We start from the raw sequence: 12,516 nt of genomic DNA, 5'->3' as shown, positions 1-12,516 counted from the left end.
GCCGTTCCCACCTTCGTCGGCCGGGATAAACCCGGCCCCACCGGTTCCCATCCGCCGCGTGGAATCGGCCCCGGCCCGCGTGCTCTCTGTCTAGACTGCTGCGGTCGACAGGGGGAACGATGGATACCGTGCTGAGCTTGAAGATTCTGCTGGGCCTGCTGGCAGCGGCGCTGCTGGTGCTCACCGGCGTACTCGGCGCGCTGTTCTGGCAGCGCTGGCGTGCCGCGGGCTGGCCGGCCTGGGCCGATCAGGCCACGCTGCTGCGCCTCGGCCCGCCGCTCCTGCTGGCACTGGCGGTCGCCGCGCCGATCGTGGCCTGGTGGCTGCTGCACCTGCAGGCGGTGCCCTTCGGAGAAACCTGGGTGCTGGCGGGTGCTTGCCTGTATCTGCTGGCCGGCATTGCCTGGTGGCTGCTGGCGACACGGCTATGGGCACTGGGCGGTAGCGCCGTTCACTCGCCGCGCTTTCTACCCATCGGTTTCGGTCTGGCCGTGACGGCGCTGGTGCTGCTGGTGGGGATTCTGCTGTTGATGGCCGCTGGCGTGCGCGAGGGCTGAGCGCATCGCGGCTTCGGGCACGGCCTGCACGAGCGGCAAGACGAGCGCAGGGTGGGCAACGCTGTCCTTGCCCACCCTGCGCCGGCAGGCGCGCCTGGCGGCCGGAAAAAGCGCCGATCGCCCTACAGCCCCGCACGAAGCCGGGGCACAGCGAACTCAACGCAGCGAAATCACCGGCCAGCCGCGCGCCTCGGCCTCGGCGCGCAGGATCGGATCCGGGTCCACCGCCACCGGATTGCTGACCCGGGACAGCAGCGGCAGGTCGTTGCGCGAATCGCTGTAGAACCAGCTGCCGTCCAGGTTCAGGCCGTTCTCGTCCAGCCAGCGCTCCAGGCGCACCACCTTGCCTTCCTGGAAACAGGGCACGTCGACGCTACGGCCGATATAACGGCCGTTTTCCATGCCGCACTCGGTGGCCAGCAGGGTTTCCACGCCCAGCCGGGCGGCGATCGGGCCGGTGATGAAACGGTTGGTGGCGGTGATGATCGCCACCCGATCCCCGGCCTCCAGATGGCGGCGAATCAGCGCCTCGCCCTTGGCGAGGATGATCGGCTCGATGAACTCGGCCATGAAGTCGCGATGCCAGGCGTCGAGCTGGTCCCTTTCGCTGCGCCCGAGCAGTTCCTGGCAGAAGTCCTGGTAGGCCTGCACGTCCAGGCGGCCCTCCAGATAGTCCTGGTAGAAGGCATCGTTGCGGGCACGGTAGCTGTCAGCTTCCACCAGGCCGCGCCGGCAGAGGAATTCGCCCCAGGCATGGTCGCTGTCGCCGGCCAGCAGGGTGTTGTCCAGATCGAAAAGGGCCAGGGCCACGCATCACCTCGGTACGGGATCAAAAAGGCTGCAGAGCATAACGGGTCCGCTTGCCACACTGAAGGCGCGACGCGCCCACCGGCATTTGCTTTCAGGGCTATTCATTTTTATGGAACAATGCCGCCACTTGATTGGCGAGGTGATCCCAGGTGATCGACTCCGATGGTTTCCGCCCGAATGTCGGCATCATTCTGACCAATGATGTCGGCCAGGTGCTTTGGGCGCGCCGCATCAACCAGGACGCCTGGCAATTTCCCCAGGGCGGCATCAATGCCGATGAAACCCCGGAGCAGGCGCTTTATCGCGAGCTCAACGAGGAAGTCGGTCTCGACCCCCATGATGTTCGCGTGCTCGCCTGCACCCGTGGCTGGCTGCGCTATCGGTTGCCGCAGCGCCTGGTGCGCACCCACAGCCAGCCGCTGTGTATCGGCCAGAAGCAGAAGTGGTTCCTGCTGCGCCTGCTCAGCGAGGAGACGCGGGTGCGCATGGACCTGACCGGCAAGCCGGAGTTCGACGGCTGGCGCTGGGTCAGTTACTGGTACCCGCTGGGACAGGTGGTCACCTTCAAGCGCGAGGTCTACCGCCGCGCCCTGAAAGAACTCGCCCCGCGCCTGCCGGCGCGGGACTGAGAGGAGAGCGCATCAGAATGCTCAGCACGCTGCGCAAGATCGTCCAGGAAGTCAACGCCGCCAAAGACCTCAAGGCGGCCTTGGGCATCATCGTGCAGCGTGTGAAGGAGGCCATGGGCAGCCAGGTCTGCTCGGTCTACCTGCTCGACCCGGAAACCAACCGCTATGTGCTGATGGCTACCGACGGCCTGAACAAGCGCGCCATCGGCAAGGTGAGCATGTCGCCCAACGAAGGCCTGGTCGGCCTGGTGGGTAGCCGCGAGGAACCGCTGAACCTCGAGCACGCCTCCGAACACCCCCGCTACCGCTATTTCGCCGAGACCGGCGAGGAACGCTACGCCTCCTTCCTCGGCGCGCCGATCATCCACCACCGACGGGTGATGGGCGTGCTGGTGGTGCAGCAGAAGGAACGTCGCCAGTTCGACGAGGGCGAGGAAGCCTTCCTGGTCACCATGAGCGCGCAGCTCGCCGGCGTCATCGCCCACGCCGAAGCCACCGGCTCGATCCGTGGCCTGGGCAAGCAGGGCAAGGGCATCCAGGAGGCGCGTTTCGTCGGCATTGCCGGCGCCCCTGGCGCGGCCATCGGCACCGCAGTGGTGGTGCTGCCGCCGGCCGATCTGGATGTGGTACCCGACCGTCCGGCCGAGGATGTCGAGACCGAGCTCAAGCGCTACCAGAGCGCCCTGGCGGCCGTGCGCGAGGAATTGCAGCAGCTCTCCGCCAAGCTGGCCAACCAGCTGCGTCCCGATGAGCGCGCGCTGTTCGACGTGTACCTGATGATGCTCGAAGACACCGCGCTCAGTAAGGATGTGGTCCAGTTGATCAAGGGTGGCCAGTGGGCGCAGGGCGCGCTGAGCCAGGTCATTCGCGCCCACGTCGATCGCTTCGAGCAGATGGGCGACCCCTACCTGAGCGAGCGCGCCTCCGATGTGCGCGACCTGGGCCGGCGCCTGCTCGGCCATCTGCAGCAGGAGCGCCAGCAAACGCTGGTCTATCGCGACAACACCATCCTGGTCAGCGAGGAGCTGACCCCGGCGATGCTCGGCGAGGTGCCGGAGGGCAAGCTGGTCGGCCTGGTGTCGGTGCAGGGTTCGGGCAACTCCCATGTGGCCATTCTGGCCCGCGCCATGGGCATTCCCACCGTGGTCGGCGCGGTCGACCTGCCCTATGCCAGAGTCGACGGCATCGAGATGATCGTCGACGGCTACCACGGCGAGGTGTTCACCAACCCCGGCGCGGTGCTGCGCAAGCAGTACGGCGAGGTGGTGGAGGAAGAACGTCAGCTGACCCAGGGTCTGGAGTCGCTGCGCAGCCTGCCGTGCGTCACCCTGGACGGCCAGCGCATGCCGCTGTGGGTCAACACCGGCCTGTTCGCCGACGTGGCGCGCGCCCAGCAGCGCGGCGCGGAAGGCGTCGGCCTATACCGCAGCGAAGTGCCGTTCATGAGCAACGAGCGCTTCCCCAGCGAGAAGGAGCAGGCCGCCATCTACCGCGAGCAGCTGGCCGCCTTCCACCCGCAGCCGGTAACCATGCGCACGCTGGACATCGGCGGCGACAAGTCGCTGTCCTATTTCCCGATCAAGGAACAGAACCCCTTCCTCGGCTGGCGCGGCATTCGCGTCACCCTCGACCATCCGGAAATCTTCCTGGTGCAGGTACGCGCCATGCTCAAGGCCAGCGAGGGCCTGGAGAACCTGCGCATCCTGCTGCCGATGATCTCCGGCGTGCTCGAGCTGGAGGAATCGCTGCACCTGATCCATCGCGCCTGGAGCGAGGTGCGCGACGAGGGCGTGAACGTGCCGATGCCGCCCATCGGCGTGATGATCGAGGTGCCGGCGGCGGTCTATCAGATCCGCGAACTGGCCAGCCAGGTCGACTTCATCTCGGTCGGCTCCAACGATCTGACCCAGTACCTGCTGGCGGTGGACCGCAACAACCCGCGCGTCGCCGACCTCTACGATTTCCTGCACCCGGCCGTGCTCCAGGCACTGCGCCAGGTGGTCGATGGCACGCACGCCGAGGGCAAGTCGGTAAGCATCTGCGGCGAAATGGCGGGCAACCCGCTGGCGGCGGTGCTGCTGCTGGCGATGGGCTTTGACAGCCTGTCGATGAACGCCACCAACCTGCCCAAGGTGAAATGGCTGCTGCGCCAGATCACCGCCAGCAGGGCCCGCGAGCTGCTGGACGAGGTGATGCGCATCGACAACCCGCATGTCATCGGCAGCACCCTCAACCTGGCGCTGCGCAACCTGGGCCTGGGCCGGGTGATCAACCCGGCCGCCGCCGTGCAGGCCTGAGCCTCGCTTCTGTGGGAGCGGCTTCCAGCCGCGATGCTTGCAGGCAAATCGCGACTGAAGTCGCTCCTACAGGATCCCCCGGCGCCCCTTCCTCAGCTCCGCCGGCCGGCGTAAAGCCGGCCCCGCAGGGGATTGGAGCCGCAGAATCGTGTGGGGCCGGGTTTATCCCGGCCAGAGGCCGGCGCCAGCCGGCCCCAAGCCCGCTCTAGATACCCTCGTCGCGCTGAAAATCCTCGGTGGCGCGCGCCACCATGCGCCGCCAGTCGCCCGAGGCGGCGCCGAGCTGGCGCACCGCCTCTAGCAGGGTGAGGAAGGCGGCGTGCTGCAACTGCGCGTCGCCCTGTGCAACGGCCTGGTCGGCCTGCTCGCGGGCCTGTTGCAGCAGGCGCTCGAAGTGCTCGGAATCGAAGGACATGGACATTCTCCGCGACGGCCTCTGCGTCCAGTAAAGCGAAGAATGTACCCATTGGTCGTAAAGCCGATGGGCTGCCTGAATTTTCCCCTCGATCGGGTCGCCCTGAGCAGCGGGTTACGTTGTCGAAACGATGCGTCCAACCCTGGGTCGAAGCCGGCAAAGCCGCATGGTAGCGCGGTTACGGCAAGACTAAGGTAGTAGACGTGCTGAAAACCGACTTCTGTACGATGTAGCCGCCTGCCCCCTATAACAACAATGTGAGGACACATTAATGGCAGATCATCAGTCGAACGCCGAAGCCTACTGGTCGGCGAACCTCCGCATCATCTTTGGAAGCCTGTTCATCTGGGCCCTGTGCTCGTATGGACTCGGCATCGTCCTGCGCCCCCTGCTGTCGGGCATCATGGTTGGCGGCGCCGACCTTGGCTTCTTCTTCGCTCAGCAAGGCTCCATCTACGTCTTTATCGCGTTGATCTTCTTCTACCGCTGGAAGATGAACAAACTCGATAAGCAGTTCGGTCTCGAGGAGTAAGACGTAATGAGCCAATTTGCAATCAACATGATTTTCGTGGGGATGTCGTTTGTCCTCTACATCGGCATCGCCGTCTGGGCGCGTGCCGGCTCCACCAAGGAATTCTACGTTGCAGGCGGCGGCGTCGGCCCCATCCCCAACGGGATGGCCACCGCGGCGGACTGGATGTCCGCAGCCTCCTTCATCTCCATGGCTGGCCTGATCTCCGTCGGCTACGTCAACTCCTCGTTCCTGATGGGCTGGACCGGTGGCTACGTGCTGCTGGCCATGCTGCTGGCGCCCTACCTGCGCAAGTTCGGCAAGTTCACCGTGCCGGACTTCGTGGGTGACCGCTTCTACAGCAAGGGTGCCCGCCTGGTGGCCGTCGTTGCCCTGCTGCTGACCTCCATCACCTACGTGATCGGTCAGATGAGCGGTGCCGGCGTGGCCTTCGCCCGCTTCCTGGAAGTGAGCAGCAGCACCGGTATCTGGATCGCCTCGGCGGTGGTGTTCATGTACGCCGTGATCGGCGGCATGAAGGGCATCACCTACACCCAGGTGGCTCAGTACGTGGTGCTGATCCTGGCCTACACCATCCCGGCGATCTTCATCTCCCTGCAGCTGACCGGCAACCCGATCCCGCAGATCGGCATGTTCGGCGAGCACACCGAGTCCGGTATGCCGCTGCTGCAGAAGCTGAACGAAGTGGTACGTGACCTGGGCTTCCAGGACTACACCGCTGACGTGTCCAACAAGCTGAACATGGTGCTGTTCACCCTGTCGCTGATGATCGGTACCGCCGGTCTGCCGCACGTGATCATTCGCTTCTTCACCGTACCGAAGGTTGCTGACGCCCGTTCTTCCGCTGGTTGGGCCCTGGTGTTCATCGCCCTGCTGTACACCACCGCTCCGGCCGTGGCCTCCATGGCTCGCCTGAACCTGCTCACCACCGTGTATCCGCAGGGTGTTGAACAACCGGCGCTGGAATATGCCGAGCGTCCGCAGTGGGTGAAGACCTGGGAAGAAACCGGTCTGATCAAGTTCGAGGACAAGAACAACGACGGCCGCATCCAGTACTACAACCCGAGCGCTGACTTCAGCGAGCGTGGCTGGGCTGGCAACGAGCTGACCGTTAACTCCGACATCCTCGTACTGGCCAACCCGGAAATCGCCAACCTGCCGGGCTGGGTCATCGGCCTGATCGCCGCGGGTGCCATTGCTGCGGCACTGTCCACCGCAGCCGGTCTGCTGCTGGCCATCTCCTCGGCAATCAGTCATGACCTGATCAAGACGATCATCAATCCGAACATCAGCGAGAAGGGTGAAATGCTCGCCGCGCGGATCTCGATGGCCGTGGCGATCCTGGTGGCGACCTACCTGGGCCTCAACCCGCCCGGCTTCGCCGCGCAGGTGGTGGCACTGGCCTTCGGTATCGCCGCATCCTCGATCTTCCCGATGCTGATGATGGGTATCTTCTCCCGTCGCATTAACAGCGTCGGCGCGATCTCGGGCATGGTTGCCGGTCTGGCCTTCACCGTGATCTACATCTTCATCTTCCTGGGCTGGTTCTTCATCCCGGGTACCAACAGCCTGCCGAACACTCCGGACAACTGGCTGTTCGGTATCTCCCCGCTGTCCATCGGTAGCGTGGGTGCGCTCATCAACTTCGTCGTGGCCTTCGCCGTGGCGTACATGACCGCTCCGCCGCCGAAGGAAGTTCAGGATCTGGTTGAAAGCGTCCGCTTCCCGAAGGGTGCCGGCGCTGCCATCGACCACTGATTGACACAGCGTGACGAACCGGGACATCGTCCCGGTTCTGTTTGATCCAGGCGGGCTTCCCTTCAACAGGAAGCCCGCCTTCATTTCGGGGATTCCTATGATTTGGCATTTGGTTGCATTGGGAGTGGCTGGCCTGGGAGCGGGTGGCATCGCCTACCTGCTGCGCAGGCTGAGCCGTAACAGACTGCCCACCTGGTTCGTACCGGCCCTGGCCGGTTTTGGGATGCTGGCCTACCAGATCAACTACGAATACGACTGGGCCGAGCACAAGCAGAGCCAGTTGCCCGCAGGCTCGGTGGTGGTCGCGCTGGAGGAAGAACAGCAGATCCTGCGCCCCTGGACCTACCTGGTGCCGCTGACCGTCGGGCTGACCGTGGTCGATACCTCCAACATCCAGCAGATCGAGCAGGACGGACAGCGCATCCAGCAGTTCATCCTCTACCGCTTCGAAAAGGAATATGTGGACCGCCTGGACCACCAGCCCCACCTGCTCAACTGCGATACCGCCGAACTGGTGCCGGTCACCGGCCAGGGCGCGGGCACGCTGCGGCAGCTGGAGCGCGACGACGCGCTGTACCGCGCCGTTTGTCAGTAATCCCCTGCGCGCCGCTCACAGGCGCAGCAGGTAATCCGCACCGCCCAGCTGGCGCATCTGCTGGCGAATCCAGAAGGCCCGCCGATCGATGTAGGCGCTGGGCCGGCCGGCGCTCCAGCGCCGGGGATTGGGCAGGGTGGCCGCCAGCAGGCTGGCCTGCCGGTTGCTCAGGCGCGCCGCCGGAATACGGAAGTGCTGCCGGGCCGCGGCCTCGGCGCCGAACACCCCATTCCCCCATTCCACGCTGTTGAGGTACACCTCGAGGATGCGCTGCTTCGGCCAGAGCGTTTCCACCAGCAGGGTGAACCACACCTCCAGTCCCTTGCGCAGCCAACTGCGACCGGACCAGAGGAACAGATTCTTGGCCACCTGCTGGCTGAGGGTGCTCGCCCCGCGCAGGCTGCCGCCGCGCCGGTTGTGCTGCAGGGCATCGCGGATGGCCGGCAGGTCGAAGCCCCAGTGTTCGGCGAAGCGCTGATCCTCGGCGGCGATCACCGCCACCTTCAGGTTGTCCGGCAGGCGCTCCCAGGGTTGCCACTCGCGCTTCAAGTCCAGCGAGTCGCCCGCGCGCCAGGCCTCGATCTTGCGCTCCACCATCAGCGCCGTGCCCGGCGGCGGCACCCAGCGCAGCACCAGCACCAGCGCCACGCTCAGCGCCAGCAGGCTGGCGATCAGCAGCAACAGACGCCGCAGCCAGCGACGCAGGCTGCCGAGGCGCAGGAAATTGGACGATCGGCGAGGCATCATAGGCGCCCTGGTTTCTCTGACTGACAAGGAGTTTGGCTCATGGGTCGTGTGTATCTGTCCCTGGCGGCATTCTTCGGTTTCACCGGCGTGGCGCTTGGCGCCTTCGCCGCCCACGGCCTGAAAGGCCGTCTGACCGCGGCCCATCTGGAGGTGTTCCAGACCGGCGTGCATTACCAGCAGCTGCACGCCCTGGCGCTGCTCGCCGTGGCGCTGCTGGCCGCGCGCGGCGCCAGCCGCTACCTGACGGTGGCCGGGCTGGTCTTCAGCCTGGGTATTGTGCTCTTTTCCGGCAGCCTGTACCTGATGACGCTGGCCGGACTGAAGCTCGGCCCGGTCACGCCGCTGGGTGGCGTGCTGTTCCTGGTCGGCTGGGCCTGCCTGGGACTGCACGCCTGGCGACGCAAGGCCTGACGGCGGCTTGGTCGCTGCCGGCGATGGAGCTAGAATGCCCGGCCCTTGATCAGACAGCACACGCCCATGCGTATCCATCTCAATGGTGAGGCCCGCGACATTCAGGACGGCCTGAGCATCGCCGACCTGCTGGTCCAGCTGGACCTGACCGGCCGCCGGGTGGCCGTCGAGCTCAACCTCGACATCGTGCCGCGCAGCCAGCATGCCGAGACCCGCCTGCGGGACGGCGACCGCCTGGAAGTCGTCCACGCCATCGGTGGCGGTTAGCCGCCTGTTCGGGTGCCTCGAAGATTTTCGGCGCCAGACTTCGCCCGCACGGTCGTGCGGGCATCCGCCCCACCGGAGGAATCGCGATGACCGTAGCCCCGCATGACCAACCCTTTACCCTCGCCGGCCGCACCTACCAGTCGCGCCTGCTGGTGGGTACCGGCAAGTACAAGGACCTGGAGGAAACCCGCCAGGCCATCGAGGCTTCCGGCGCCGAGATCGTCACCGTCGCGGTGCGCCGCACCAACATCGGCCAGAACCCCGGCGAGCCGAACCTGCTGGATGTGATCAGCCCCGAGCGCTACACCATCCTGCCCAACACCGCCGGCTGCTACACCGCCGACGAAGCCGTGCGCACCTGCCGCCTGGCCCGCGAGCTGCTGGATGGCCACAACCTGGTCAAGCTGGAAGTGCTGGCCGACCAGAAGACCCTGTTCCCCAACGTGGTGGAAACCCTGGCCGCCGCCGAGACGCTGGTGAAGGACGGCTTCGACGTGATGGTCTACACCAGCGACGACCCCATCGTCGCGCGTCGCCTGGCCGAGATCGGCTGCATCGCGGTGATGCCGCTGGCCGGCCTGATCGGCAGTGGCCTGGGCATCTGCAACCCGTACAACCTGCGCATCATCCTCGAGGAATCGCCGGTCCCGGTGCTGGTGGACGCCGGCGTCGGCACCGCCTCGGATGCCACCATCGCCATGGAACTGGGCTGCGCCGCCGTGCTGCTCAACAGCGCCATCGCCCACGCCCGGCACCCGGTGCTGATGGCCCAGGCCATGAAGCACGCCGTGGAAGCCGGCCGTCTCGCCTACCTGGCCGGGCGCATGCCGAAGAAACTCTACGCCAGCGCCTCCTCGCCCCTGGAAGGCCTGCTGCGCTAAAACCCGCTCCTGCCCGGCGCTCCTGCGCCGGGCATATTTTTTTCTGCCGGAAAGCCCCATGACCGACCCGATCGAACAGCCCTCCGACCTTCCGCCCGAGCACCGTCGCACCATCAAGAGTTTCGTGATGCGCGCCGGGCGCATGACCACCGGCCAGCAGCGCGGCCTGGAACTGGGCTGGCCGAAGTTCGGCCTGGAGCTCGAGGACGGGCCGCTCGATCTCGACCGGCTGTTCGGCCGCCAGGCGCCGCGCACCTTCGAGATCGGCTTCGGCATGGGCCAGGCCACGCTGGAAATGGCCGCCGCCGCCCCCGAGCAGGACTTCATCGGCGTCGAGGTGCACAAGCCTGGCGTCGGCGCGCTGCTCAACGGCCTGCTGCTGCAGAACCTCGGCAATGTGCGCGTCTACAGCTGCGATGCGCTGGAAGTGCTGCGCACCTGCATTCCCGACGCCAGCCTGGACCGCGTGCTGCTGTTCTTCCCGGACCCCTGGCACAAGGCCCGGCACAACAAGCGCCGCATCGTGCAGCCGGCCTTCGCCGAGCTGGTGCGCCAGAAGCTCAAGGTCGGCGGCGTGCTGCATATGGCGACTGATTGGCAACCCTATGCGGAACACATGCTCGAAATCTTGAGCGCGGCGCCGGGATATGCCAACCTCGCCACCGACGCTGGCTATGTGCCACGTCCGGAAGAGCGCCCGGTGACCAAGTTCGAGCGGCGCGGCGAACGCCTCGGCCATGGCGTATGGGACCTGAAGTTCCAGCGCATCGCCTGATCGCCATCCGATAACAACAACAGCGCTGGATCCACCGGCGTGAATGGAGGACGGCCTTGCCAAGCCGCCCCACAGGACGGCACGCACGTGCCAGGGAGCGAACTGTGTTGAAACCTATTGCCATGCTGTTGCTGGCGAGCTGCGCGCTGCAAGTACAGGCAGCCGTGCCGCCCGGCCAGGCCGAACGCCTGGGCCGAGACCTGACCCCGCTGGGCGCCGAGCGCGCCGGCAACGCCGAAGGCACCATTCCGGCCTGGACCGGCGGCATCACCAAGCCACCGGCCGGCTACCAGCCGGGCGCGCACCATATCGACCCGTATGCGGCCGACCAGCCGCTGCTGATCATCGACAAGCACAACCTGAACAACCACCGCGACAAGCTGCCGGAAGGCATGCAGCGCCTGCTGACCCTCTACCCCACCTACGGCGTACGGGTCTACCCGACCCGGCGCAGCGCGGCGGTGCCGGAGCGGCTGTACACCGCCACGCGGCAGAACGCCACCCGGGCGAAGCTGATCTCCGGCGGTAACGGCATCGAGGGCGCCGCGGCCGGTGTGCCCTTCCCCATCCCGCAGGATGGCCTGGAAGTCATCTGGAACCACATCACCCGCTACCGTGGCGAGCAGCTGCGCATGATCCTCAACCAGGCGGCGGTGCTGGCCAACGGCAGCTACAACCTGCTCAAGCTCGACCGGGAAATCTACTTCGTCTACAACCGCGAAGGCATGACCCCGGGCGAGCTGGACAACACCCTGTACCACTACAAGTACAAGATCACCGCACCGGCCAAGCTGGCCGGCTCGGCGCTGGTGGTCCAGGACAGCCTCGACCAGGTGCTGGCCACCCGCAAGGCCTGGCGCTTCAACCGCGGCGAGCGGCGTGTGCGGCGCCTGCCGTCGCTGGCCTACGATTCGCTGCAGCCGGACACCAACGGCATGGCCACCGCCGACATGGTGGATGTCTACAACGGCGCGCCGGATCGCTACGAATGGAAGCTGCTGGGCAAGCGCGAGATGATCGTGCCGTACAACAGCTACAAGGTGCACCAGCAGGGCATCCCCTACGAGGAAGTGCTGGGCGACAAGACGGTCAATTCGTCGCTGCTGCGCTACGAGCTGCACCGCGTCTGGGTGGTCGAAGCCTCGCTGCGCATCGGCTTCAAGCACCCCTACGCCAAGCGCCGCTTCTACATCGACGAGGACAGCTGGCAGATCCTGTCCGTGGACCTGTATGACGACTCCGGCGAGCTGATCGGCATGCAGGAAGCCCACCCGATCAACTACTACGAGGTGCCGGTGTTCGTGAGTACGCTGGAAACCGTGTACGACCTCAAGGGCGGCCGCTACTTCGTCGACGGGCTGGACAACAACGAGCCGGCCTACGACTTCGGCGTGCGCCTGTCGCCGCGCGACTTCTCGGCCCAGGCCCTGCGTCTGGGCAACTGAAGCCCGCTCATAAAAAACGGCGCACTTCGGTGCGCCGTTTGCGTTTCAGCGCCGATCCGCCGCCACGCCCAGCAGCAGGAAGGCCACCAGCACCACGGGCGCCAGCGTGTAGTTGTTGAAATAGGCCAACCCCTGGGCCAGCCAGGGGCTGGTGAAGACCAGGCCGAAGCCGTAGACCAGCGCGCAGAACACCACGAACAGCAGCGTGCGCAGCACGAAATTCAGCCCGCCGATGGTGCGCTGCAGCCAGGCGTTGAGGTGCGGGCCGAACAGCACCAGCAGCGTGGCCAGCAGGGCCAGGGCGATCTCACTCAGATGGCCGCGACACCAGCGCGACAGGCTGATGATCAGGTCCAGAAACATGTCCATCGGTTACCGCTCCGTGAATGACGAAGGC

The 12,516-nt window shown here is 65.9% G+C and carries 15 protein-coding genes; 11 read left to right on the top strand and 4 right to left on the bottom strand.

What is annotated here, in order from left to right; translation table 11 throughout:
- The first annotated feature begins 119 nt into the window (after positions 1-119).
- Entirely contained in the window at positions 120-557 is a 438-nt protein-coding gene (locus tag VL129_RS01660) for a DUF2269 family protein (protein ID WP_325409402.1), read from the top strand.
- A gap of 156 nt (positions 558-713) precedes the next feature.
- On the opposite strand, the gene VL129_RS01655 is transcribed toward VL129_RS01660, so the two are convergent.
- Positions 714-1,367: a histidinol-phosphatase gene (locus VL129_RS01655; protein ID WP_325409400.1), complete on the bottom strand. Its 654-nt coding sequence runs from the start codon at positions 1,365-1,367 to the stop codon at positions 714-716.
- A gap of 149 nt (positions 1,368-1,516) precedes the next feature.
- Between VL129_RS01655 and VL129_RS01650 the strand changes: the two genes are divergently transcribed.
- Both VL129_RS01650 and ptsP read left to right on the top strand, forming a co-directional pair.
- Entirely contained in the window at positions 1,517-1,996 is a 480-nt protein-coding gene (locus VL129_RS01650; RefSeq protein WP_325409398.1) for an RNA pyrophosphohydrolase, read from the top strand.
- 17 nt (positions 1,997-2,013) lie between these two features.
- Positions 2,014-4,293, top strand: coding sequence for a phosphoenolpyruvate--protein phosphotransferase (gene ptsP, locus VL129_RS01645; RefSeq protein WP_325409396.1), 2,280 nt, complete (start codon positions 2,014-2,016; stop codon positions 4,291-4,293).
- A 205-nt stretch (positions 4,294-4,498) separates the two neighbouring features.
- Here the strand turns inward: ptsP and VL129_RS01640 are convergent, their stop codons facing one another.
- Positions 4,499-4,708: a hypothetical protein gene (locus VL129_RS01640; RefSeq protein WP_325409394.1), complete on the bottom strand. Its 210-nt coding sequence runs from the start codon at positions 4,706-4,708 to the stop codon at positions 4,499-4,501.
- A gap of 271 nt (positions 4,709-4,979) precedes the next feature.
- Between VL129_RS01640 and VL129_RS01635 the strand changes: the two genes are divergently transcribed.
- From VL129_RS01635 to VL129_RS01625, 3 genes are all read left to right on the top strand, one after another.
- Positions 4,980-5,240, top strand: a complete 261-nt coding sequence (locus tag VL129_RS01635; protein WP_325409392.1) for a DUF4212 domain-containing protein — start codon at positions 4,980-4,982, stop codon at positions 5,238-5,240.
- Positions 5,241-5,246: 6 nt separating this feature from the next.
- Positions 5,247-6,998 carry a sodium:solute symporter family protein gene (locus VL129_RS01630; protein WP_325409390.1) on the top strand — a complete coding sequence of 584 codons (1,752 nt, stop codon included), beginning with the start codon at positions 5,247-5,249 and terminating at the stop codon, positions 6,996-6,998.
- Between the two features lie 124 nt (positions 6,999-7,122).
- Positions 7,123-7,593 carry a hypothetical protein gene (locus VL129_RS01625; RefSeq protein ID WP_325409388.1) on the top strand — a complete coding sequence of 157 codons (471 nt, stop codon included), beginning with the start codon at positions 7,123-7,125 and terminating at the stop codon, positions 7,591-7,593.
- Positions 7,594-7,608: 15 nt separating this feature from the next.
- On the opposite strand, the gene mtgA is transcribed toward VL129_RS01625, so the two are convergent.
- A complete protein-coding gene (mtgA, locus tag VL129_RS01620) occupies positions 7,609-8,337 on the bottom strand; it encodes a monofunctional biosynthetic peptidoglycan transglycosylase (protein ID WP_325409386.1) in 729 nt (242 codons plus the stop codon).
- 42 nt (positions 8,338-8,379) lie between these two features.
- On the opposite strand from mtgA, the gene VL129_RS01615 reads away from it, so the two are divergent.
- The 5 genes from VL129_RS01615 to VL129_RS01595 all read left to right on the top strand — a co-directional run bounded on the left by VL129_RS01615 (position 8,380) and on the right by VL129_RS01595 (position 12,119).
- Positions 8,380-8,751, top strand: coding sequence for a DUF423 domain-containing protein (locus tag VL129_RS01615; RefSeq protein ID WP_325409384.1), 372 nt, complete (start codon positions 8,380-8,382; stop codon positions 8,749-8,751).
- Positions 8,752-8,817: 66 nt separating this feature from the next.
- Complete coding sequence (gene thiS / locus VL129_RS01610) at positions 8,818-9,018, top strand: sulfur carrier protein ThiS (protein ID WP_325409382.1); 201 nt, start codon at positions 8,818-8,820, stop codon at positions 9,016-9,018.
- Positions 9,019-9,104: 86 nt separating this feature from the next.
- On the top strand, positions 9,105-9,899 hold the full coding sequence (locus tag VL129_RS01605; protein WP_325409380.1) for a thiazole synthase: 795 nt from the start codon (positions 9,105-9,107) through the stop codon (positions 9,897-9,899).
- A gap of 58 nt (positions 9,900-9,957) precedes the next feature.
- Positions 9,958-10,674 (top strand): tRNA (guanosine(46)-N7)-methyltransferase TrmB, encoded by a 717-nt coding sequence (trmB, locus tag VL129_RS01600; protein WP_325409378.1) that lies wholly within the window; start codon positions 9,958-9,960, stop codon positions 10,672-10,674.
- 122 nt (positions 10,675-10,796) lie between these two features.
- The gene (locus tag VL129_RS01595; RefSeq protein ID WP_414705110.1) at positions 10,797-12,119 is read left to right on the top strand and encodes a DUF1329 domain-containing protein; all 1,323 of its coding nucleotides are present in this window, start codon (positions 10,797-10,799) and stop codon (positions 12,117-12,119) included.
- Positions 12,120-12,164: 45 nt separating this feature from the next.
- Here VL129_RS01595 and VL129_RS01590 read toward each other — a convergent pair whose 3' ends face one another.
- A complete protein-coding gene (locus VL129_RS01590) occupies positions 12,165-12,488 on the bottom strand; it encodes a DUF3392 family protein (RefSeq protein ID WP_027590207.1) in 324 nt (107 codons plus the stop codon).
- Between the last annotated feature and the right edge of the window lie 28 nt (positions 12,489-12,516).

This window comes from Pseudomonas sp. (assembly GCF_035497915.1).
Lineage (GTDB): Bacteria > Pseudomonadota > Gammaproteobacteria > Pseudomonadales > Pseudomonadaceae > Serpens.
This window is presented reverse-complemented; position numbering and strand designations above follow the sequence as displayed.